We start from the raw sequence: 23,827 nt of genomic DNA, 5'->3' as shown, positions 1-23,827 counted from the left end.
AGGTCCAATGACCAAGGACCAAGGACCAATGTGCAGTCTGTGGGCGGTGCAGGGAGGGCTGGTGAAGGGTTTGTAAATGGTGGATTGGTCATTGGGCGTTGGTCATTGGCCATTGGTCATTGGTCATTCCGTCGCCGCGACGGTGTGTTTTCCGTATAATTCGTTGTTCGTCACTCAAGTTGGCAGCGGAACGTGCCGTAATAACCCCTGACCGCACTTTCTCCCCTCGCTTACCGCACTATCCCCATGCCTTTACTTTCCTCCACCTTCACTGTCCTCGATGATATCGCCAGTCGCTTCGCCGCTGAATCGATTTTCGCCACCGCGCTGAGCGATGAGGGACTGATTCCCGCTTACAGTTTACTCGGCGACCTGCTCGGGCATCTCGGCGACCAACCGGAACTGGCGGGGCCGGTCAAAGGCATGCACGTTTGCCTCGATACGTTGCTCAACGAGGCCCGGCCCTATGATGAGGCGTCGATAACGCACCTGAAGGCCCTCGCCGCGTGGTTGCCGGCTGCATTGGTGGCCGTGCGCGATGGTAACACGCCAGCTCCTTTGGCCGGAGGTAACACCGCTCCTGCTGCCGCCGTGGCTGCCCCGGTTGCGGTCGTAGCCGTCGAGGTGGATCAGATCCTCGTTTTCGATCTGGGCGAAAACCGCGAACTGCTCGGCGAATTCCACTCCGAGGGGCTCGACCACCTCGATCAAATCGAGGCCGCGCTGCTCGCCCTGGACGCCGCCCCCAATGACCGCGATGCGCTCAATGGCCTGTTCCGCTCCTTCCACACCATCAAGGGCGTGTCGGGCTTTTTGCACCTCACCCCGATGCACAAGCTCACCCACGAGGTCGAGTCGCTGCTCGACCTGGCCCGCACCGACAAGCTCCAGCTTACCCCGGCCATTATCACCGAAATTCTTAACAGCCGTGACGCCATCCAAGAGATGATGGGCCAGATCACGCTGGCGTTGGAGCGCGGCCAGCTGCCCAACAAGGCCGTGCCCGTCGCCCACCTGATCGCCGCCGTGCGCCGCCTCGCTGTCGGCGACGCTTCCAAACCCTCGGCCGCCCAGGCCCCAGTCCAGGCCGCTCCGCAGGCCGCGCCCGCTGCCGATTCCTCCAGCGCGCCCGCCGCAGTTTCCAGCTCTCCGGATGTCCCCGCTGCCGCTGCGCCTGCCGCCGCAGCCGAGGCCGGCCGGCCTGCGGCCACCACCAGTTCGTCCTCGGTGCGCGTGAACACCGAAAAACTCGACTCGCTGGTCGATGTGGTCGGCGAGTTGGTCATCGTGCAAAGTCAGTTGATGGAATCCGCCAAGGGGCTGGATGCCGGCGGTACGTCGCTGGCGCGCAACCTGGCCCAATTCGGCCGCATCACCAAGGAGCTGCAACACACCGCGATGTCGCTGCGCATGGTGCCGATCAAACCCACCTTCCAACGCATGGAGCGGCTGGTGCGCGATCTGTCGCGCGATTTCGGCAAACAGGTTTTGTTTGAGACCCGCGGCGACGAAACCGAAATCGACCGCACCGTCGCCGAGGAAATCGTCGACCCGCTCGTGCACATGGTGCGCAACTCCCTCGACCACGGCCTTGAAGGCCCCGCCGATCGCAAGGCCGCCGGGAAAAACGAACAGGGGCGCCTGCGCCTGGCCGCTTATCACGAGGGCAGTAATTTGGTGATCGAACTCATCGACGACGGCCGTGGCATCAACAAGACCCGGGTGCTCGAAAAGGCCCGCAGCCAGGGGCTCGTCGCCGAGGGCATCACCCCGCCCACGGACGTGATTTTGAACATGATTTTCCTTCCCGGCTTTTCCACGGCGGCCAAGGTCACCGCCGTGTCCGGGCGCGGTGTCGGCATGGACGTGGTGCGGCGCAATATCGAGCGCCTGCGCGGCCAGATCCAGATCGAGACCGTGGAGGGGCAGGGGACGACTTTCCGTATCCGTTTACCGCTGACCACGGCGATCATCGACGGCTTGCTGGTTCGCGTGGGCGAGGACCGCTTTATTCTGCCGACGATCACGGTGCAGGTGGCGCTCAAGCCGACGAAAGAGATGCTCACCACTATCCAGGGCCGGGGCGAAGTGATTGATCATCGCGGGAAAATCCTGCCGCTGCACCGCTTGCACCGCCGCTTTGAAATCGAGGGCGCCGAGGAGGATCCGACCAAGGGTATCGTGGTCATGATCGAGGTGGGCAGCAAAGTGTACGCGCTGCTCGTCGACGAGTTGCTCAACAAGCAGGAGGTCGTGATCAAGAATCTGGGCGCCTTCCTGCAAGACCGCCCCGGAGTGGCCGGCGGCGCTATTCTCGGCGACGGCACCATCGCGCTCATCCTTGATCCGGCCTCGCTTTGCGCCGCCTAACGCCACCCGTAGCACCTGTCATTTTAACGCCATGCCCACCCTTGATGAGGTTTGCGCGAAAGCGCTCTCACTGCCCTGTTCACCTGCGCTGCTGCCGCGTTTGATCACGCTGCTGGAACAACCGCACGCCGACATCGAGGATTTGGCCAAGTTGATCCAGATGGATCCGGTGCTGGCGAGCGCCACGGTGCGCATGGCCAACTCGGTTTTTTTCGGCGGCGAAACGGTCGCCGACACCGTGGGTCAGGCGGTCATGCGCTTGGGCGCGAAGGAACTTTACCGGCTGGCCGCCTTGTCGATGGCTTCGCGCTGGATGGCGATTGAGGTCGTCGGTTACCGCTGGGAAGCGGGGGATTTTTGCCGCGCGTCTTTAATTAAGGCGTTGGCGGCCGAGGCGCTCGCCCAGCGCACCGGTCGGGTCGATCCGGCGCTGGCCTACACCTGCGGACTGGTGCACGAAATCGGCAAACTGGCGGTCGCCTTCAGTTGCGCGGACTCCTTTGCCGGGGTGCGGGCGCGTTGCACCGAGGGCGTCACGTGGTTGGAGGCGGAAACCGCCGAGTTGGGCTTTAATCATGCGGCGGTGAGCGCGCGTTTGCTGGCGGAATGGCGCTTCCCGGTGGCCTGCGTGGTGGTGGCGGCCAACAACCCTCCCACAGTGGCGATTCCGGCCGAGTTCCGCGCTCTGGCGGGGCATATCCATGCGGCGGATCACCTGGCGGCGGCGCTGGGGGTCGGCCAGGGCGAGGACGCGTTTTTATACAGCGTGGATTCGGCGCTGCTGAGCGAGCAAGGCATTGAGCCCGAAGTCATGGAAGCGACGTTGCCCTTGGTGCTGGAGCGGGCCACGCGGCTGCTTCATGGCAAACTGAACACGGGCAAGGTGGAGTTTTAGTCCGTTGTTAACCCACGATGCGGCCGTCCCGACGGGGTACGGATTCGAGGGAGGGCCCACCTCCGTGTGGGCTGGTTCGGTAAAAGTAGCGCAGACTACCAGTCTGCCTTGAAGGTGGAATGGAGCAGACTGGAAGTCTGCGCTACTTTTCGGAGCCGAGCACCGACGACACGGAGGTCGTCCCTCCGCGAGGCGTCGAGAGGGCGACAGCGGGTGGCGGGTAAGGTTTGCGCGCGGACCGAGCGGCGGGTTTATCGTGGGGGCATGGCAGTCGCCTCCGCCCCTTCAATCCTTTGGATCGTCACCACCCAGTGGCGGGCGCAGGCGTGTGGTTACGCGGGAGATCCTAACGCCCGCACTCCTGACCTCGATGCCTTGGCGGCGCGCAGTATTAACTATCTGCAGGCCGTTACGCCGCACCCGTTCGGGCCTTTTTCCCGTGCCGCCTTACTGACGGGTGTTCGGTCGCCAGAAAATGGCGTGCGCAATTATTACGATCCGCTGCCACTCGGGGCACGAACGATCGCCCATGAGTTAAACGAAATCGGCTACCACACGGCGTTTTTCGGCAAGTGGCATCTCCACGCGCGTGATCCCGCAGCTCCGTTGGTGGGCGAGGCTCATGCGCGGGCGGTCGTGCCTGCGGAGGCGCGTGGCGGCTTCGCTTTTTGGGAGGGTTTTGAGAGCGGGTTTTTGCTCAATGACCCATGGTTGCACGGCACGCGGCTGGCTGAGCCGACGCCGTTTTTTGGTTACCAAAGCGACGTGGTGTGTTCGCGTGCGGCCGAGTGGATTTCGTGCGCTTCCAAGCAACGCGCTGAGGGGGTCAGCCCTTGGTTTGCGGTGGTCAGTTTGGAGGCGCCGCATCCGCCCTACGATGCGCCGGCTGCGGGGGTGGCGCCCCGTCCCGTGACGTTACCGGCCAACGTGCCGCGTGGCGGTGAAGTCGCCGCGAAAGCCAGCCGTGAACTGGCCGGCTATTACGCGCATATCGAGGCGACTGACCGGGCTATTGGGCGATTGCTGGCAGTGGTGCCGGAGGAGGTGATCGTGGTGTTCACTTCGGTGCACGGCGACATGCACGGCGCGCACGGGCTTTTCCGCAAAGGCTGGCCGCACGAGGAAAGTGTGCGCGTGCCGCTGTTGGTGCGTGGTGCGGTAGGTGGGCGGCGTTCCGACGAACCAGTGTCGTTAATCGATTTGCCGGCGATGACCCTCGCATGGGCGCGGGGGCAGGCGTGGGTTTGCGGACGCGAGCGGGCCGAGATTTCCATGCCGAGCGTGGTCGCGTTGCCGCTGCAATGCGACCGGGCCTGGACCGGCTGGCGTTCGGCCAAGCGAAAGGAGATTTTTAACGCCGACGGGTCGCCGTGGCTGAGCTTCGACTTGCGGGCGGATCCGGGTGAAGCGGTTAACCTGAATGAATCCCCTTCGATTCCGGCGAGACCCCTCGGGGCCACCGACAAAGCTGGCACGCCACGCTCCGAAAAGTAGCGCAGACTTCCAGTTTGCTCCGATGTCCTACCGGTGGGCGGCGCGTTTTTGTGTCACCTATTTTGGGTTACCCCGAGGAGCCTGTAACCATGATCGAAACGCCGCTCGTTTTAAGGCCCGGCATAGCTCAAGTCGGCCCGGTTTGTGCCGTTAGAAGAGGGACAGCTATGTCCACCGATTTGAGTAACACTGAGCGGGTGAATCCGGCCAGCCCGGAGGGGGCGTCGGTGGCTGAACCCGTCGCAGCAGGCGGTTTGCCCGTTCCCAAGACGCTCTGGCGTAACCTTTACACGATCATCGATGCACTGCCAGACAAGGGCGGTGCTAAGCGTTTCAGCGCGACCCGAACCGACTCGGCTGAGGAGTTGGTGCTGTGCTTTACGCCTGAGGTGAAGAATTCGCCGCGTTCAGCGTTTTGGAAACAGCTGCAAAATATCGATTTGAGCCACCTGCAGCGCGCCAAAGAGGCCTTTGTGGTCGGCGCGTACCGAGTTGAGGTTTGCGGCGAAACCGACGGTGTGGCGCTGGATGTCTGGCGGCGGGAACGGCCCGCGCTTGAAGACGCCGTGGTGGAGGCGCTCGTTCGGCAGTTAACCGAGGCGATCGGCGTGTTACAGGCCAGTGGGTTGGTTCACCTGGGAATCTGCCCCGGTGCCATTTTTATCAGCGAGCCCCAGGGTAAATTACATTGCACCCTCGGCGGCTTGGAAGGGGTCACCGCTTTCGAGAAAACCCTGCCGATTGAGGTGATCAGCGATCCGTTTTACGCGCCACCTGAGGCCGTGTTGCTGGACGCCCATGATCCAGGGCCTTCGCTGTGCGCTTGGGACTGGTGGTCGCTAGGTCGTGTGGTGCAGGAGTTAATCCTCGGCCATCCCGTGATCGACGACCTTCCTGGCGCCAGTGCCACGGAAACTCCGGCCGAGCGTATCGCGCGCGCGGAGACCTTGCTGCTCGAACAAACCAAAGGTGGGCTGTCTGCCGGCGCCGTGGAGGCGATGCCGCCGTTAAATGAGCGCATGAACCAGCTGTTGCGTGGCCTGCTTTCAAGCGCTTCTGAAGTTCGCTGGGGCATGGAAGCCATGGACAGTTGGGCAAGGCAGTTACCGGTGAAGGAAAGCTACGCCACTAAGCGCACCGAAACCAAATTCCTTTGGTGCGGCCGGCGCTATTCCATTCCTGACGTCGCAAAGGCCTTTCAGTCGGAGGCGAATTGGGCCGAGGCGGTTATCAATATTTTCGATACCGATACACCCGGAGCGCTGGCTCATTTCATTCGAAACGCCCCGGATAAAAATGGCTACGCTGCGCAACTGCGCGAGTTGCGCCAGTTGGCCGAAGCGGAGCCGTTGATTGCCTTGCCGAAAGCGCTGCAACGCGAGGTGGTGACGAGTATCGCGCTGCTGACCCTGGGGGCCAAAAACTTGGTCTGGCGCGGCAAGCGGCTCGACGGGGCAAGTCTTCCGGCGCTGCTTGAGGAATCGCCCGACAACCCCGATTCCTATGCGTTGGTGCGGGCGTTTACCCACCGAACGCTCACCACGAAGATTGATCGTCACGATCATGCGGCAGGCAAATCGCTCACTCAGGTGGGGCGCTACGCCGAAGACTCCGAGGCGATCATCCGCCGCAATGGCTGGTTAAAAGACGCCGAGGAGGGCGCGTCGGAGCGGATTTTTCGCATCTCGATCAGCGCTGAATCGGCCTTGCTCGCCATTCGTGAAGGCCTGCAAAAAACCTACGCCTGCTGCACGCAGTATTCGCTCGATCGGTCGCTGCGTTCGGTGAAGCCGACGCGAGTGGATCTGGTCTTAATCGCCTGGATTGAACCGAAGGCGGCGGAGCAGGGCTTTGTCACCCACGCAGACTGGCAGGCGCAGCAACTGGTGCTGTTGCGGGAGCGGAGCGTTCCACTCGTGGCTAAACTTTTCTGGGCAAACCTGGATCGGGCACTTGAAGCGGGCCCGGTGGTGTTTGGGGCCTTGCCCGCGGTTTTGGCGATTTGGGGTGCGGCCACCGCGGTCATGGCCGTGCTTTTCCCTGGTCCCCAGTGGTTGGCCGCTGCGCTCGCGCCTGCGGTTATCGCCTTGGGCGGTCGGGCGATTTTAGCGCGCGGAACTTCCGCTGAGTTGCGGCGCTTTATTCCTGATTCGAAGCCTTGGGGCTGGGCCGATAGCGATGTGCGCTGCAAAAGCGCAATGGCGGCGCTTGCCAAGGGCGTCGATCGTGCCGGGCTTGAGCGCGGGCTGGATGAGGTGGATGCCGAAATCGCGAAACTCAATCTCCTCGTTTCGCAGCCTCAGCCGATTCCACGGCCACCCCGTTTCACCGGCACGCGCGTGGCCGCCCGCTCCAGTTGGGCGTTGCTCGCCGCAGTGGTGCTTTGCTCGGGGTGGAGGGGAATTGTTGAACCGCCTTCGTTGCCCAATTTCGAAATCAGTTGGATGCCAGACGCGGGTGTTCAAAAATTGGATTCAGGCCGAGACTCGGCTGAAACTGCCCGCACGGGGGCGGTTAACTCCCCGCAAACTTCTTTGGTGCAGTCGCAGGCCGGCAAGCCTGCGGCAACCAAACAGGGTGCGGGTGAAAAGGCTTCACCGCCTACATCGGGCGTGAATGCAGCAGCAGCCAATAATCTGGGATCTACTGGGGCGGCCACCAAAGGCGCGGTCGCCACTGGCGTGGCCGGTTCCACCGCGGTTACGGGTGAAGCGCCGGCGGCTGTTGCGCGCCCGAAAGTGGCGTGGCCGTTCCCGTTGACGGCCACGGTTAAGCGTCTGGCGATTCAACAGATCGTCGCGGCCTCACCTGAGCAGTCAGCTTATGCTCTGAAACGTGGCCGGCGGGTCCTCGCCCCCTACCGGCCTGAAACCACCCAGCTTCGGGTGGTCTTCGAGGTGCCCGTGGGGGACCAAATTGGCGTGATGATTTTTGACGGCGCGCAAAACGATCTGGCGGCGACAACCGTGTTCATCCTCGGTAAAAAACCACCCCAACAAACCTGGATCGAGATCGATGCGCTAAAGGGCTTCGTCGTGGCGGAGTGAGGCGTGTGGGTGGGGTTCGACGTAGCGCAGGCTTCTAGCCTGCTCCTGGAGTTTGGCCCCAAAACGAGTTGAGATCCGCCCCCCCCCCCCCCCCCCCAGCTAAGGTAGAATCGTACCGCAGGTAGCAACGGCATGGGTTTCGATGAGTTCGTTGACGTGAGGGTGGCTGTTGCGAAGTCTGCGAAACTCTCCGGAGTGATCAGCTCAGATCGCCATACATGATGCGCAGCACCTGTATGGTTCTTGGCACGAGTTAAACCCGAACGCCGAAGTTTTAACCACGGAATTCACAGATGAGCACAGATAACAGAGTGTTACTGAATTTGAAGACAGGATGAAAAAAGGGAATCAAGCTGAGTCCGTTTACCTCCTAAGGGATTGTATCTGTGCAATCTGTGTAATCTGTGGTTGGTTTGAACTTCGGAATTCAGGTGTGCGACCATGAAACTAACAACCATAACAGTGAAAGTCTGTTCGACCGAATTTAACGATTCGCGGTCGAAGGGCCCGGTCACGGATGCAGGCCGCGAGGCCTCGCCGGAAAGCACGACCGTGTGCCCGAACCAGTCAGCCGCAACGAAGGTGAACCCCATCCAATGAGCTCCGTTACCGAAACAACCGACGAGTCCAGCCGCTACCTGAACGGTGAAGACTGCAAGGATCGGAAAAGGCAGTCTCGCAAAGACGTAGGACCTAAATCGTTGATTTCCGATCAACACGTCGGCGGAGTCAGCGGGGGCGGCGGGGTGGGAAAGGTCGTTAGGTTAAGTGGTGAGACCTGCGGCGGTGGGGCGTCTTGCGATGCCTCAACCACCGGCACAAGCGCGGCAAAACCTCGTAAGGCCGGACGGGCCGTGGCAGGAGTCGGAGACCTCCATAGTAGTGATGATCTAGCGGACATTAAAACCGCCGGGGAGCGAAGGGAGGGCACTTGTTCCCACGCATCACAGAGCGGCAAAGGACCCGACGATGGCTGGGGTGATGAACTCTGGATAAAAACGTCACCGAAGGTTCGGAAGCTGCAACGTGTGCTATATCGGAAAGCAAAAGCGGAGCCGCATTGGCGGTTCTATAGTTTGTATGGAGAGCTGTATCGGCAGGACATTCTGTCGGATGCGCTCGATCAGGTGATCGCCAATGACGGCGTGCCGGGAGTGGACGGGTTCGAGGTGGAAACGCTCGTAAAGAACGAAGCCTATCGGGCGGCATGGCTGCTTGCGCTGGCGGAGGAAATGCGAACGAAAACCTACCGACCCAGTCCGGTCCTGCGCGTCTATATATGGAAGGATCAGGCCAGGACCAAACGTCGTGCGCTGGGCATCCCTACGGTGAAAGACCGGGTGGTGCAAAGCGCGGCGGTGATCGTGTTGCAGCCAATCCTAGAGGCGGACTTCCATGACCATTCCTACGCCTACCGGCCGAAACGTCGGACCCATCAGGCGATGGATAAGGTCAAGGAAGCCATGCTGAGCGGAAAGGTGGAGGTGGTGGACGCGGATTTATCGAGCTACTTCGATATGATCCCGCACCGCGAACTCCTGCAATTGGTGGCCAAACGGGTGAGCGATGGGAGCGTGTTGCGTTTAATAAAAACGTGGCTGCGCGCACCCATCGTGGAAGAGGACCGGGACACGGGGTGCCGCAAGGTGAGCGCGAACCGGTGTGGCACGCCACAAGGCGGAGTTATATCGCCTCTGCTGGCGAACCTCTACCTCAACGACCTCGATCATGCGGTGAATGAGAAGTGCGAACAAAAGCCGACGATGGTGCGTTACGCCGACGACCTCCTGATCCTGTGCAAACCGGGTCAAGGGGCGGGGCTGCAAACGCGACTGAAACGGTGGCTGGAGGCACGTAAGTTAAAGCTCAACGAAGAGAAAACCCGACTGGTGGATACACGAAAGGAAGGCTTTGAGTTCCTCGGTTTTTCCGTCGCATGGCGGCAAGGCATGAAGAGCAAACGAAGGTATCCGCACGTGGAACCCAGTGCGAAAAGTCTGGCCAAGTTACGCGACAAAGTGCGGATGGAGCTAGTGCTTAATTGCGTAGATTAATGATAGTATTTCTGAGTTGGCTTCCCTTGACCTCGCGCTTGCGCCACTTGAACGGCTTGGCATTGGGCAGGTAGGCGGCGACGAAAGCGTCAATGGCCTGACTAAGTTCGGCGACGCTTCTGAAGTTCGCGCCCCGTAGCGCCTTCCTTGTTAGTACACCGCCGATTCATTGAACAGCTAAACACCTGAATACTAACAAAGGAGCGGAATAAGCGGGACAAGCCCCAGGAAATCATTTTGGCTGGGTGAATGATGCCGGCCGAAACGAACCCGTCGAACCCCCAAGGGGAGGTGATTTCGCTGCGCCACTTGCAGGTGCAGGTGCTAGACAGCCCCGAGTTAAACGCCCGAGCGCAGGGGCTGCTTGAGGAGCATCACTATCTGGGCGCGGTGAAACCGGTGGGCGAGCGGCTGCTGTACGCGGTGAGCGATGCGCAGGGCACCTGGGTGGCGGTGCTGGTGTTTGCGGCGGCGGCGCTGCACCTGCGCGGCCGGGAGGCGTGGATTGGCTGGAGTGGCGAACAGCGCCGACGCCGATTGGCGCTGGTGGTCAACAACGTGCGGTTCCTGCTGCTGCCCAAGCCGGCGGTGCCCAACTTGGGCTCGGCGGTTTTGAGCCGGGTGCTCGGCCGGCTCAGTGCCGACTGGCAGTCGCGTTACGAGCACCCCGTGCTCGTCGTGGAAACCTTCGTCGACCCCGAGCGTTTTACGGGAAGTGTATACAAGGCATCCGGGTGGACCGAGTTGGGCCTGACCAAGGGCAACACGCGTAAGTCGCGCGATTACTACGAGCACCACGCCAAGCCCAAGCGCTTGTTTGTGCGCGAGCTGGAGCCCCGGGCCCGGAGAGCTCTTCAGGCAGGGCAGATCAAACCCTCGCTGGCTGCGGTGGAGGCGAAAGTTCCGGTGCGAAGTACCCTGAAGGCCCCCGATTTAATCAGCCTGGCGGAGGCCTTCCGGCAAGTGCCTGAATACCGCGCCTACATCGGGGCCTATCCCTTGCACGCGCTGCTGGCGATCACGGCGGCGGCCTATCTGGCCGGAGCACCCCGCGGCCAACGTGACCTGGCCGCTTTCGCCCGCCGGCTCTCCCCGGTCCAACGCCAAGCCCTCGGGGTGATCCGCCGCCGCGGCAAATACGGCGCTCCCAGCCAGCCCACCTTTAGTCGGCTGTTCGCCCGCGTTCAGGCCTCGCGCATCGAGGAGGTTTTACTCGCCCACCAACGTCAGGTGCGAGGCGAGCCCCCCGACAGCGAGATCGTGGTCATCGACGGCAAAGTCCCCAAGCACAGCGGCGGACAAAACGTCGTGACCGCGGTTACCTCGCCGAGCTTGTTTTATCTCGGCAGCGAGGTCGTCGCCGAAAAAAGTAACGAGATTCCCGCCGCCCGCGCCCTGTGTGAGAGACTCGATTTGGTCGATAAACTCGTGAGCCTTGATGCCCTGCATACCCAAGCGGACACCGCGCGGGCGATCGTAATGGAGCATGGCGGCGACTACCTGTTCACCGTCAAAGGCAACCAGCCCGGCCTGCAGAAAATCGTAGCCGCGCAAGTGCCCGATCCGGGCGCCCCTTTTTTGACCCGTTAAAAGATCCCGCTGCCGAGCAACGCACGAGCAAGGAAAAGAAGCACCCCGTGACGCGCACCCTGGTGGCGCGCGAGTTGAGCGCGGAAAGCGCCTGCTTCCCCCTGGTGGCGCAAGCAGCGAGAATCTGCCGAAAACGCCACGGCAAGTCACCCGAGACCATTGAGCTGATCACCAGTCGTCCCGCCGCCGAGTTAACTCCCGCCCAATGGCTGGAGGTCAACATCGCGCACTGGGCGATCGAAACCGGTTTGCACGCCCGGCTCGACGCCTCGCGCCAGGATGATCGCTGCCGATTACGCCGCCCGAACGCGGTTCGCCTACACGGTATGTTCAACCGCTGGGCCAACAGCCTTTTCATGCACTGGCGCGGCCAGCGCACCCAGAAACGCCACCTTTATACCTCCGACTTTATCGCCCACATGTCCGAAAATCATGACCGTCGCGCGCTCCGCGCCCTTACCTCGGTAAACTTCCCGCTATGAATCGGCGTTGGTTAAAAAACGGCTCAACGCTTCGCGCCTTGACGCGAGCGACGGCGGAGCTTTGGTTACGCGGCATGAGTCGCCGTCCGAAAACCACCCCAAAACTGCTTGGAACGGGGCGTTTTCAATTGGGGGCGTTCGTTAAATCAACGAGTTTTGTAAAAACGAACTCCAAACCTGCCGGACGGAGCGCCGTTTCTAGGTTTTAATGCACCATTCACGCTGTAAAACCACGTCCGGCTCATAGTCTACAAAATCCAGTTTCCTATCAGGAACAACCCTGTAAGCATGAGACCATATGCCCGAGAAACGATGAAACCAGAAATCACCCGCGCCATTTTCAGCATGGAGGGCTACTGCGTCTGGGACCCGTCGCTGGTCACGGACGCGCAAGGCAGACACCACCTCTTCTTTTCGCGCTGGCCGATCGACGCGACGAAAGAGGGCGAGGCGTGGTCCAGGGGCTTCGAGTCATGGGTAACCCATTCCGAGGTCTGTCGCGCGACGGCGGAGACACCCTTCGGGCCCTACCACTTCGCGGAGGTCGTGCTGCCGAAGCGCCCCGGTTACTGGGACGGAGATGTCACCCACAATCCGAGCATCCGCCGGTTCGGAGACCGGTATTACCTTTACTACAACGGCAACCAGAGCGACGGCGGGTGGTGGGACCACCGGAACAACCAGCGCGTGGGGGTGGCCATTGCGGACCGGCCGGAGGGACCATGGACCCGGTTCGACAAGCCGTTACTCGATGTGACGCCCGGTGCTTGGGATGCCATGTGCACGAACAACGCCGTGTGCGCGCAGGCACCGGACGGTCGGTATATCCTTCTCTACAAGGGGGTTGGCGACAGGTTGCCGCTCCCGAAATATGGCCCTGTGCTGCATGGCGTCGGTTTTGCCGACCGCCCCGAGGGTCCCTTCGTGAAACACCCCGAACCGATCTTCGCCAGCGAGGATGCCGCCTTCCCCGGAGAAGACCCCTTCGTCTGGTGTCAGGACGGACGCTATCACGCCCTCCTAAAAGACCAGGGCACCTACTATTCGCCGTCACACAAGGCGATCGTGCGCTTCGAGTCGGATGACGGACTTCACTGGGCGGTGGCGGAAGATCCGATGTTCCAGGAGAAGGCCCTCATCCATGAGGATGGCCGGCGCGAGGAGGTACACCGGCTGGAACGGCCGTTCCTTTACGGCACGGAGGACGGGCCGGAGATCTTCTTCTGCGCCGTGAAACCGCGTGCCGACCGGCATGACTCCATCATCGCCGCCATGTCGCTGAAACCACAAGGAACCAACCCGCGCCCCGGAGACTTCTTCTGATATCAGTAACTCCGGCCTGCCGGACGGAGCGACGTTTCTAGTGCTTAATTGCGTAGATTAATGATAGTATTTCTGAGTTGGCTTCCCTTGACCTCGCGCTTGCGCCACTTGAACGGCTTGGCATTGGGCAGGTAGGCGGCGACGAAAGCGTCAATGGCCTGACTAAGTTCGGCGACGCTTCTGAAGTTCGCGCCCCGTAGCGCCTTCCTTGTTAGTATGCCGAACCAGATTTCAACTTGATTGAGCCAACTCGCCGAGGTTGGGGTAAAGTGGAAGTGGACATTGGGGTGCCGAGCGAGCCAAGCGTCGCACTTTTTGTGGGTGCAATAATTATCCAAAATCACGTGGAGTTCTCTCTCGGGCGGGTGATCCGCCACCACTTGGTCCATGAACAGCAGGAACTCCTCCCGGCGCTTAAGGGTGGTTTTCTGCGTCTTGATCAAGCCCGTGGCCACATCAAGGGCAGCGAACAAGTTGAGTGTACCGTGGCGCTTGTAGGTGCTTTTGAGTCCCTGGACGATTTTACCATTGTCGGTCTCCACGTAACCGGTGGCGCGCTCTAGGGCTTGGATGCCAGGCTTTTCATCCACACTTATCACCAATGCCTTTTCCGGTGGGCTCAGGTAGAGCCCGACGATATCGGCTGCCTTGGCTGCGAACTGCTTGTCAGTGCTCACGCACCACGAGCGCTGGCGCTGCAGGCAAATGCCCTCCTTGCGCAGCACTCGCCAGACCGCGTGCACCGAGCCGCCGAGCACACGGGCCACCGCTGGACCATCCCAGCGCGCCTGCCCCGGAGGGGGTGGCCCTTCCAATAAAGCCAGCACCCGATCTCGAAAGTCCTCACCGTAGGTGCGCTTCGCGCCCGGCCGTGCCGCATCATCCAGCCCCTTCATGCCAAGCAGCACAAAGCGATCCCTCCACTTTATTACGGTGTTCGGCCTGGTGTTGCAGCGGCGCGCCACCTCTTGCACCTGCTCGCCACTCACGCACCCAAGGATCATCCGGGCGCGCTCAACTCGCTGCCTCGACTCAATCCGGCTGGTTGCCCGTTTTTCTAGGGATTGCTGATCCCCCTCGCTACAAGTGATTCGCACGGCTTTTCGTCCCATCTACAAAGCGGATAAAATATCACTTATTATTGCAAGTAAGCACTAGATGTGCGAACGCGCAACCAACCGGCGGTGGCGGTGGTCCGCAAGGTCAACCAAATCACTCGCGGTTGGGCGACGGCGTTTCATTACGGCAACAGCACGCACGTGTTTAGTAACCAGCAGGCTTTTGTGCGCAACCGGTTGCGGCGGTGGCTGTGGCGAAAGTATAGCCGCACCCACGGACTCTTCGAGTTCTTCACCGACGACCGTTTGCATGGTCAATACAAACTATGGCACTGGCCGCTTACGGCGGCTTGGAAGCAATGAACTCCGCTGAAACCAAACCGAAAGAATGGGGACTCGGTAAGCCGTGTGCGGGAAAACCGCTTGCACGGTTTGACGAGGGGGAGGGTCGCGCTGACGGGTTACCGACGCGCGGCTCTCTCTACTCTACTTAACTCGTGCCAAGAACCATACAGGTGCTGCGCATCATGTATGGCGATCTGAGCTGATCACTCCGGAGAGTTTCGCAGACTTCGCAACAGCCACCCTCACGTCAACGAACTCATCGAAACCCATGCCGTTGCTACCTGCGGTACGATTCTACCTTAGCTGGGGGGGGCGGATCTCAACTCGTTTTGGGGCCAAACTCCAGACCTTGAGCTCACGCTCAAGGCCACCCTGAGTCTGCGGCCTTGGGCGTGAGCGCGAAGAGAGTGGCCAGGAGTGGTGTCACAAAGGGTGCGGCCTTGAGCGTGAGCCCAAGGTGTTTTGCCCAGCGGTTCCGCTCCCCGCTGGAACCGCTTTCGCTAAGCTTAGCGAAAGCGAATCGCCGCTTAGGCGCCGCAGCACTTCTTGAACTTCTTGCCGCTACCGCAGGTGCACGGGTCGTTGCGACCGACCTTGGGCTCGGTCTTCACCGGAGCCGGCCCCTGGCGCAGCGTGCGCGCGAAAATCCATTTGCCGCCGATGCGCTGAAACTCGGACTTCTCGTGCATCGCGCCCTCGCTGCCGTCATCAGCTTTAAAATAGGCCGTGAAATCGACGTAGGAAACGTCCGGTTTTACCTCGGGCTCGTGGGAGTGGATCACCAGTCGCGTCCAGGGTAGCGGCGCGGTGTCGGTCTCTTCCACGTAGGGTTGGCGCGAGGTGGGCAGGTAGGTGTGGTGAAGAAACTCGTTGGCGTTGGCGACGTGGCCGGTGAAACGGGCGCGCATCAACTGCTCGGCGGTGGTGGCCAGGCGTTTGCCGGTGATGATCGGCTCGCAGCAGGCGGAGAAATCAAGGCCGCTGCCGCAGGAGCAGGGCTGGCCGGAAATGGGTTTGGGAAGGGCGGTAGCGGTGGTGGACATGGCGAATTGGAGCGGACACCAAGCCGCTTGCCCGACAAAAAAGCGAGACTGGAAGCGGTCGGGCATTTGGAGTATGCGTGCGCTGCAAATTCAGCGGAGACCGCTGGAAGTAGCGCAGACTTCCAGTCTGCTCCGAACGTAAAAGCAGGCTGGAAGCCTGCGCTACTTCCAGCCATGCGCGGCTAAGCGTTGCCGCCCCGCAGCTCAGAAGCCGGCGTTGACCTCGTTCAGGCTGCCGGGCTCCAGCGTGATTTCACCGAGGCTGGTGCACTCCACCAGATCGTTTTTATAGAGCTTGGCGGCAAACGGAGCCGTGGCGTCGGCGGTTTGCCAGAGCCACTTGCCGATGGAGACAAATTGGAGCGGCACGCCCTTTTCCCAAGAGAGTCCGGGGCCGTCGCCGCGCAGGTAAAGTTTTTGCCCAATGCCGATGTAGGCGGTGGCGATCAGGCGGGTAACTCCGTCCGCAGTCGGGGCGCTCTCCATCGGCTCGGCGACGTCGCTGGTGAGCCCGAGATCGAGCACCGCGTCGGCGGGCTTGGGTTTGCGCGGGCGCGGGGCTTTGGACGCTTTGGGGGCGTCGTCCACGGGTACCTCGTCGGGCAGGGGCTCGGCGGCGGTGAAGGCGGCGGGCTGAGGCAGTGTGCCGGCGGGCGCTTGGGGGGCGTCGGCGGGGGCGGGGACGGGCGTTGCGGGGAAAGAAGGTGCGGGCGTCGGAATCGCGGCAGGCGAAGGCGCTTCGACGGTGGTCGGCACCGGAGCGGGTTGGGGCGGCACGAGCGGGACAGCGGGCGAGGGGAGGACGACGGGCGAGGGGAGTGTGGTTGGCGGCGTGGGGAGTGCTGCCGTTGACGGTGCCGGAGTAGGCGCGACCGGCAGCTCGACGGGGCGGGCGGCGGCGGCGAGGGCTTGTGCGGTGGCGGTGACCAACACCTCGATTTGGCGGGTGGCGTGCGAAAGGGCGGCGGCGAGGGCTTTTTCGCGGGCGGCCAAGGCGTCGCTTTGGGTTTTCGTGGCGGCGTCGAGTTGGGCGAGACGGCGAATGAGCGGATCGTCGCCGGGCGCTGCGGCCGGTGCGGGTGCAACAGGCTTCGGCAGCGAGCTGACCAGCGTGTGGATGCCGGCGACGGCGATACTGATTTGCTCGGCCGATTCGGCGGTGGTGCGGGCGAGGGCGGCGATCTGGTTTTGCCGCTCGCTGAGCACGGCATCCTGGCGGCGGGCGTAGTTAACCAAAAAGGGAATCACCAGCAGCGTGGCGCCGAGGACCACGCAGATCGTGATGGCGAGCATCTCGCTGGGCGTGATCGGGTTGGCGCTGCGGGTGGCGATGAGGGCGGCGGCACCGAGGAGCGCCAGGTCGCCGACGATAAAGGGCAATTTTGAGAGTTTCGGGGCCTCTTCGTAATGGTTCATAGGGTAAGCGTCCGCGACGCGGTTTTTGTGCGGCGGATCGCCTCCGTGCTCAAGGCCGAAAGCGGCGAGTATGCGAGGCGCTGGTTGCCGGAATCGGTAACCCGGGATCAAAGGCCCAGTTTACAGCGCCTTCCAGGCGGCGCCGAGCAGCGAGATGATCATGCCGATGCGGATCGCCCCTTCGAGCGTGAGGATCACCAGAATCCACTTCAGCGGCGAATTGCGCCGCAGAGCGTAGCCGAGCAACGAGACGATCAACATGCACCCGATCTGCGCCCGCCCTGCGCGCGGCACGAGCATCAGCAGCATCCAAATCCAGTAGGCGACGATGCCCGCGCTCCACACAAAGGCCAACCCTTCGCCGGGGCCGCCCTCGCGCGGATCGACGCCGCTTTCGATGCGCTTAATCCCGAGGTGGCGCTCCGCGATCACCAGTTGCCAGCCTTCGAAAACAAAAAACAGCGGCGCGAAATAAATCAGCGGTGTCATGCGCGGTCAGGGTGTGGCGGCGGGCACCAGTCGAGCTACGCGGTCGGGCAACAGCACGTAAAGCAGGCCGTCCGGCCCCTGCACGACGTCGCGCAGGCGGCCGAGCCCTTTGAAGATAATCTCCTGCTCGACGACCTTGCCGTCCTTGAGTTTGAGCCGGCGCAATTCCTCGGCGGCGAGCGAGGTCACAAACAGATTATTTTTCCACTTCGGGAAACGCTCGCCCGTGTAGATCGACAGGCCGCACGGCGCGATCGAGGGAATCCAGTAAGTGGCCGGCGGCTCAATGTCGGCGCGCGTGGTCACGTCGGTGATGGGCATGCCGTTGTAGTTGATGCCGTAGGTGGCGAGCGGCCAGCCGTAGTTGCGCCCCGGTTGGATGCGGTTGAGTTCGTCGCCGCCGCGCGGGCCGTGTTCGTGCGCCCAGAGCAAGCCGGTGGCCGTGTCGAAGCGCAGGCCCTGCGGGTTACGGTGGCCGTAGCTCCAAATCGAGCGCAACGCGCCGGGTTTGGCCACGAAGGGATTGTCGGTGGGCACGCGGCCGTCGTCGTGAAGGCGGTGGATTTTGCCATTGGGCAGGGCGAGGTTTTGGGCGTCGGCTTGGTTGCCGCGCTCACCAATGGAGAAAAAGAAAAAGCCCGCGCGGTCGAAGGCCAGTCGCCCGCCAAAGTGCACGCCGCCGGCGTTGCGGTAGGTTTCAAGCGACGCACGGAAAATCACCTCCTGGTCAACCCACACGTTGTCCCGAATCCGCCCGCGCATCACGGCGGTCATGGCTACGTCACGGCCTTCGGCGGATTTTTGCGGATCGGCAAAGGCGAGGTAGATCCAGCCGTTGCGGGCGAAATCGGGGTGCGCCACGACGTCGAACAGTCCGCCTTGCCCGGCCGTATCGACCAGCGGCGTTCCGGTAATAAGCGTGGTGGTCACGCCGTCAGTTACCGGCGCGCCGTTCGTGCCACCGCCACCACTGGCGATGCTGCTGATGATACTCAAGGTGCCACGCTTTTCGGTGACGAGGCTGCGGCCGTCCGGCAGGAACGCGAGCGACCAAGGCTCTTTGAGCTGGGCGACCACGGTTTCGATTCGGTAAGTGTGGAGCCGGCTGGCGGTGGGCTTGTCCACGTTGGGGCGAGGCGGCGGGGTCTGGCGCAGCTTGGCCTTGCCAGCCACTTCACGCAGGTAAACCACCAGCCCGCGGATATCCTTTTCAGTCAGCGACCCACCAAACGGCGGCATGCCTCCTGCGGGGTGGCCGAGGCGGATACTGGCGGCGATCTGGGCGTCGTCGCCGCCGTATTTCCAGGTGTCGTCGAGCAGCGAAGGGCCGGCGCCGCCTTCGAGGGTGGGGCCGTGGCAGCCCGCGCAGACCTCGGCGGCGAGTTTAGGCAAGTTGCGCGGTGCGTCGGTGGAGTCGGCAGCGGCGCGGGCGGGGAGGGTGGCGGTTGCGGCGAGGAGGAGCGTGCCGAGCACGGCGTGTGACGAATGGCGCAGGCGGGTCATGCCGCAGAATCAGGGCGGGCGAAGGAGCCGGAGGCAAGACCGCGGCGGTCTGCGGGTTGGGGGCGGGCAGGGCTGATATACCCATAGCTTAAACGAATGGAGCTATTTTTTAACGCAAAGTCGCTGAGACGCAAAGTTCGCAAAGCATTAAAAAGGAGTGATTTCCTTGCGCTTCTTCGCGCCTTTGCGCCTTTGCGTTAAAACCTGAAAAAATCGAAACGTGTAGGGTATAAGGGGCCGGAAAGTAGCGCAGACTTCCAGTCTGCTCCGCATCTGCTCAGACAGAGTCCAAAAGCAGACTGGAAGTCTGCGCTACTTGGCGGATCCGAACACGGAAGACGCGGAGGTCGTCCCTCCGGGGGAGGCAATTGGGAGCGGGCGCGAGTCCGAGGTCGGGTGCCCACCTCCTTGTGGGCTGGATTAAATTCCGGCGCTAATTCGGCGTTTTAGCTTCTTTCGCCTGCTACCCTTTCGCGCCGCCGCTGCCGGCGGGCCAGGGCCAGGGCGAGGGCGGCGGCCCCGCCAAGGGCCCCATAGCTTGCCGGCTCGGGGATGGCGGTGGTGCTCGCCGTGTAATGGAAGTTGTCCAGTGCCACCGTGTGAAAGGTGCTGCCCGTACTCGCGTTATTATTGAGCCGCAAGGTGACTAGGCCCGACTGGTCATTGAGCGCGGTGAGGTCGAGCGCGGTCAAACTGATCGAGCTTACCGCCAGCACGGCGGGCGCCGTGGGGGTGGGGACGGTGGTGTAGGACTTACCGGCCAATTGGAAAAACGTGCCCGTGGCGCCGATTTGGTATTCCAGGTTAAAGCTGGCCGTCGTGCCCGAGCTGTTGGGGGTAAATAAATCGAAGCTCAGCGAGGAAAAGCTCCAACTGCTGGTGTTGGTCCAAGTGAAGGTGATCGAGCCGTCGCGACTGGCGGCACTGCCCGCTCGCCAGCCCAGCGCGCGATCGTCACCGCCGGAAAACGTCGATGACCAGGTCTGACTGGCTCCCGGGAGGTTGCGGAAATAGGTATCCGCTGTGGCCGCCGCGTTGTTGGCGACGTTGGTGGTACTCCACGCAAAGGGGGTTCCATTATCCGTTGCCGTTGACGCTGTCCACACGCCCCAGCCGTTGGGTAACGCAGTGCCGAGGTTGTCGAAATTTTCCGTGTAGCTGGATGCTACTGAAACGGAGCTCCGACCGGCGGCGGTCAGGGCGAGCGTGATTAACACTAAGGCGAGGCGGCGGGCGGGTCGGGTGAGGGACATTGCGCTACGGACGCACGCGCAGTGGCGATAGTTCCGGTGCTCGGGGTGGGGTTTTATGCCCGTTATGCTGATCGGGCGTAGGTAGATGCGCTGTGAAGTAGCGCAGACTTCCAGTCTGCTTTTGGGTTTTGGCCCCACTCCGATCCCCTAGGCAACCACGGCAATTTGGCCGCGAAAGAACGCAAAGATCGCAAAGAACAGGCACTGTAGTGCTATGCGTTCTCTGCGTTCTTTCGCGGCTAAATTGCATCGGATTGAGCTTTGAGGTAGTGCGGTGCTTTAGCCCGCAACTTTACATCGGATTTTCTCCTGCAATTACCGCTGCGGGCTAAAGCACCGCGCTACCTTTGAACTCAGCGCTCGATCCGACACTTTAAATGTTACGGCCCCGCGATCACCGCCCGCTTTTCTCACTCAAACGCAGCGACCACCGGTTTGCCGTCGAACTCCGCCGGGATCGGCTGGCCGAGTAACCACAGCGCGGTCGCCGCCGTGTCGCAGGTGCTCACTGGACCCGTGAGTACGGCGCCTTTTTTCACTCCCTTGCCCCACACGATCCACGGGATGTTGACGTCCTCCGGCGAGTCCGAGCCGTGGGTCTTGTCGTGGCCGCCATGATCGGCGGTGAGGATAACCACACTGCTGTCCGCAATCCCGGCCGCCTTGAGTGCGTCCATGACGACCTTCAGCGCGGCGTCGCTCTCGGCGAAGGCGATTTTCTGCTCGGGCGAGCCCCAGCCGTATTTGTGACCGGCGGTGTCGGGATCGGCGAAATGGATCAGGCACAAGTCGGGGTTGGACAGCGGCAGGCGCGCGGCAAAGGCGGCGGCGACCGCCTTCGCGTCGGCCTTGGGCAGCGGCAGCACGAATTCGTCGAGCGAGCCGGGCAGGTTGAGGTGCTTGAACTTAGGTTTTCCGGCGAACATCGCGGTGGTGAAGCCGTGCGGGTGAACCAGCGAAAAAATCGTCGGCACCGGGATCAGGCCCTTTTCGGGCATCCAGTCGTTCCAGGTGATTTTATGTTTTGCCGGGCCGACGCCGCTGATCATCGAGGCGTGGGCGAGCAGGGTGATGCTCGGCACCACGGTTTTGGCCTCCCAGGTGCACGCGCCCTCGGCGACCATAGCCTTGAGCACGGGCATCGTGCTGTCGGCGATGACGGAGGGTTTGCCACCGTCGAAGCTGACGATGAACACGCGGGCGGCGCGCGGGGTGGTCTGGGCCGAGAGCAGCGCGGCGGTGGTGGTGAACAGAAAAAGTGCGGCGAGGCGGGTGAGGACGAGGCGTTTCATGAGGAGGGTGGCGGAGGGCGGGCGGAGGGGGCGGAGTTTCGGAAAACATCCAACATCCAACATTCAACGTCCAACGTTCAATAGATGGGCGTCGGCTGGCGCGGCGTTCGAACCGGTCGGGCGGTTGGACGTTGGATGTTGCCTGAGGCGGAGGGCGGAGTAGGAGTTTCGGAAAACGTTCAACATCCAACATTCAACATTGAACGTTCAAGGAACGTGCTTCGCGGGTTGCGTGGCGGCTGGCTGGGGGCGAGACGGTCGGGCGGTTGGGCGTTGGATGTTGAGCGTTGAATGTTGGATGTTTTCCGAGCGGCCGTTTTGCCGGGTGGTGCGCGGTTCGTCTCAGCCGAAGTTTTCTATCATGCCCCAAAACTCCTCGGCGAAGTCCGGGGCCTTGCCGACCACCAGGGTCATGCCGGCACCTTCAACCCAAGGGGCCAGCGCGGTTTTCATGAACTCCGAGCCGACGACCACGCGCTGCGGCCGGGCTTTTTGCTGGGTGATCAGCTGGCCCAACGCCTCCTGTGCAAAAATGCCGTAGGGTTGCGCCGCCGGTCCCATCGCCGGCGGTGTCACCACGCCCGTCGCCAGATCAAAACACGCGCCCAGCCGGGGGAAATACTGGGCCTCTTTTTTGGGGTCGCCGATGGGCATGGGCTGCGCGCGTTCATCGAGCCAGACGCCCGCGCCGGGTTTAATGGGCAACGCCTTCCACGCCGCCAGCACCGCCGCGTCCACCGGCAGCGGGTCCGGGTGCGGTGCGGGTGGCAGCTGCAGCGCTTCCCAGGTGATGTCTTTTTCGGTCCACGGGCGATCCACCGGGGTCGTCTCGGCCACCACGGGCAGGCGACGCACCACCGCTGATTTGTGCAGATCATCCCAGGCGAGCGACGGCACCAGAGTGGCCCAACGCAGGGCGCGCTTGAGGTCGACGATCATCCGTTCGGCCCCGGCTTCGTCGATCTGCCAAGGGAAGTGAAAGGGGCGGAATTGGCGGAACACCGGCCAGGCCTGTTTGACCCGCGCGACCGGCGCATAACCCACGCGTTCGCAACGCGCGCGGTCGGCCACTTCGGTTTCCTTTTTGCTCACCAATTCGAGGGTTTCGCCTTCGAGCAGCTCCAGCATCACGGTCGGCGACATTTCGGGCATGCGCGACATCTCCTCGACCAGGACGAGCATCTGCGGACCGGAGGCCGCCGAGTACGTTTGCAATCCGAACTGTTGGCCACCGTTGCCCAAAATCGACATCACTCGGCGCCCGCCGCCGGCCTCGCCGATCAACAGGTAATGCGCGTTTTGCACATCGAGCCACGGCTGCACTTCGCGGAAGGCGATGGCGGCGTCGACCAGTTCACGTTCCAGTTTAAGCGGGAGCTTGGTTTTCATCGGCGGAGACTTGGCGATAAACCCGCGCCGGGCTCAATCGCCAAGTGGCGATTTTATGCTCCGCAGCACTTTTTGGATTTTTTGCCGCTGCCGCACGGGCAGGGGTCGTTGCGGCCGACCTTGGGCGTGGTCCGCATTACGGTCTGCGGGAGCGGATATGCCGGTGGGCTCGCCCAATCCAAGGCGACCGGCGCGTTTTCGTCACCCCAGTCCTCCTCCTCCGCATCCTCATCGCCGTAATCGTCGTCCGCGTAAACCGGCCGACCCTCGATTTCATCAAAAAGTTGCCGGTCTTTCACATAGGCCCACAGGTCGCGCCCCACGGGCGGATCTAGGTCGGGGGCAAGAGGCGTTTGGTTGGCGAACTCGGCCTCGATGCTCTTAAGGCTGCACATACTTGAGTCGAGTAAGCCGGCCTCCACCAGCGGCCAGAGTACCGCTTTGAGCGACGGCTCGTTGAGTTCCATGCTCGCCGTCAAAAGCAGGTTGGTGGCGACCAGCGCCGTATCGTCGTTGTCGTGGGATGCCACGTCGGCGGCCTCGCGGAGTAGGCCATCGCGCAGTCGGGTGAAAATGGCCGTCAACTCAACGGCGGGCAGTTGCCCGCGGCGGGTGAGGATCGCCAACGCCAGAGCCGCGGCGTCGCGGTACCACACGCTCACGGCCCGGTTGGCTGCCAGCGCTTCCAGCGGTTGTGGGTCGCCGTCGTAGGTGTCGGCCAACAATACCTTGGCGTCCTCGGTGGCAAGATTGCCCCATAACGTATCGGCCGTGGATTCATCGA

Annotated in this window: 17 protein-coding genes and 1 pseudogene; 9 read left to right on the top strand and 9 right to left on the bottom strand. The window is 62.3% G+C overall.

From position 1 onward, the window contains the following. Window positions 1-246 precede the first annotated feature (246 nt). The 8 genes from H2170_15055 to H2170_15020 all read left to right on the top strand — a co-directional run bounded on the left by H2170_15055 (window position 247) and on the right by H2170_15020 (window position 13,255). A complete protein-coding gene (locus tag H2170_15055) occupies window positions 247-2,370 on the top strand; it encodes a chemotaxis protein CheA (protein ID MCS6301389.1) in 2,124 nt (707 codons plus the stop codon). A 31-nt stretch (window positions 2,371-2,401) separates the two neighbouring features. Next, complete coding sequence (locus H2170_15050) at window positions 2,402-3,265, top strand: HDOD domain-containing protein (protein ID MCS6301388.1); 864 nt, start codon at window positions 2,402-2,404, stop codon at window positions 3,263-3,265. A gap of 264 nt (window positions 3,266-3,529) precedes the next feature. Further along, window positions 3,530-4,759 (top strand): sulfatase-like hydrolase/transferase, encoded by a 1,230-nt coding sequence (locus tag H2170_15045; GenBank protein MCS6301387.1) that lies wholly within the window; start codon window positions 3,530-3,532, stop codon window positions 4,757-4,759. A gap of 167 nt (window positions 4,760-4,926) precedes the next feature. Continuing rightward, window positions 4,927-7,806 carry a serine/threonine protein kinase gene (locus H2170_15040; protein MCS6301386.1) on the top strand — a complete coding sequence of 960 codons (2,880 nt, stop codon included), beginning with the start codon at window positions 4,927-4,929 and terminating at the stop codon, window positions 7,804-7,806. A gap of 1,076 nt (window positions 7,807-8,882) precedes the next feature. Next, window positions 8,883-9,860, top strand: a complete 978-nt coding sequence (gene ltrA / locus H2170_15035; protein MCS6301385.1) for a group II intron reverse transcriptase/maturase — start codon at window positions 8,883-8,885, stop codon at window positions 9,858-9,860. A gap of 249 nt (window positions 9,861-10,109) precedes the next feature. Beyond that, window positions 10,110-11,450 carry an ISAs1 family transposase gene (locus tag H2170_15030; GenBank protein MCS6301384.1) on the top strand — a complete coding sequence of 447 codons (1,341 nt, stop codon included), beginning with the start codon at window positions 10,110-10,112 and terminating at the stop codon, window positions 11,448-11,450. Between the two features lie 47 nt (window positions 11,451-11,497). After that, window positions 11,498-11,932: a hypothetical protein gene (locus H2170_15025; GenBank protein MCS6301383.1), complete on the top strand. Its 435-nt coding sequence runs from the start codon at window positions 11,498-11,500 to the stop codon at window positions 11,930-11,932. 312 nt (window positions 11,933-12,244) lie between these two features. Continuing rightward, window positions 12,245-13,255, top strand: coding sequence for a sucrase (locus H2170_15020; GenBank protein ID MCS6301382.1), 1,011 nt, complete (start codon window positions 12,245-12,247; stop codon window positions 13,253-13,255). Window positions 13,256-13,299: 44 nt separating this feature from the next. Here the strand turns inward: H2170_15020 and H2170_15015 are convergent, their stop codons facing one another. After that, a complete protein-coding gene (locus H2170_15015) occupies window positions 13,300-14,367 on the bottom strand; it encodes an IS630 family transposase (GenBank protein MCS6301381.1) in 1,068 nt (355 codons plus the stop codon). Window positions 14,368-14,415: 48 nt separating this feature from the next. On the opposite strand from H2170_15015, the gene H2170_15010 reads away from it, so the two are divergent. After that, window positions 14,416-14,676 carry a hypothetical protein gene (locus H2170_15010; GenBank protein ID MCS6301380.1) on the top strand — a complete coding sequence of 87 codons (261 nt, stop codon included), beginning with the start codon at window positions 14,416-14,418 and terminating at the stop codon, window positions 14,674-14,676. 509 nt (window positions 14,677-15,185) lie between these two features. Here the strand turns inward: H2170_15010 and H2170_15005 are convergent. From H2170_15005 to H2170_14970, 8 genes and pseudogenes are all read right to left on the bottom strand, one after another. Continuing rightward, window positions 15,186-15,347, bottom strand: a complete 162-nt coding sequence (locus H2170_15005; protein ID MCS6301379.1) for an SEC-C domain-containing protein — start codon at window positions 15,345-15,347, stop codon at window positions 15,186-15,188. A 558-nt stretch (window positions 15,348-15,905) separates the two neighbouring features. After that, window positions 15,906-17,117, bottom strand: coding sequence for a hypothetical protein (locus tag H2170_15000; protein MCS6301378.1), 1,212 nt, complete (start codon window positions 17,115-17,117; stop codon window positions 15,906-15,908). 120 nt (window positions 17,118-17,237) lie between these two features. Then, window positions 17,238-17,606, bottom strand: coding sequence for a hypothetical protein (locus tag H2170_14995; protein MCS6301377.1), 369 nt, complete (start codon window positions 17,604-17,606; stop codon window positions 17,238-17,240). A 6-nt stretch (window positions 17,607-17,612) separates the two neighbouring features. Then, window positions 17,613-19,109 (bottom strand): PQQ-dependent sugar dehydrogenase, encoded by a 1,497-nt coding sequence (locus tag H2170_14990; protein ID MCS6301376.1) that lies wholly within the window; start codon window positions 19,107-19,109, stop codon window positions 17,613-17,615. Between the two features lie 446 nt (window positions 19,110-19,555). Continuing rightward, on the bottom strand, window positions 19,556-20,362 hold the full coding sequence (locus tag H2170_14985; protein ID MCS6301375.1) for a PEP-CTERM sorting domain-containing protein: 807 nt from the start codon (window positions 20,360-20,362) through the stop codon (window positions 19,556-19,558). 410 nt (window positions 20,363-20,772) lie between these two features. Continuing rightward, the gene (locus H2170_14980; protein ID MCS6301374.1) at window positions 20,773-21,654 is read right to left on the bottom strand and encodes an alkaline phosphatase family protein; all 882 of its coding nucleotides are present in this window, start codon (window positions 21,652-21,654) and stop codon (window positions 20,773-20,775) included. Between the two features lie 342 nt (window positions 21,655-21,996). Then, entirely contained in the window at window positions 21,997-23,043 is a 1,047-nt protein-coding gene (locus H2170_14975) for a hypothetical protein (protein ID MCS6301373.1), read from the bottom strand. A 53-nt stretch (window positions 23,044-23,096) separates the two neighbouring features. Then, window positions 23,097-23,186: pseudogene (locus tag H2170_14970) on the bottom strand (SEC-C domain-containing protein). Window positions 23,187-23,827: the final 641 nt, after the last annotated feature.

Source organism: Opitutus sp. (assembly GCA_024998815.1).
Taxonomy (GTDB): Bacteria; Verrucomicrobiota; Verrucomicrobiia; order Opitutales; family Opitutaceae; genus Rariglobus.
This window is presented reverse-complemented; position numbering and strand designations above follow the sequence as displayed.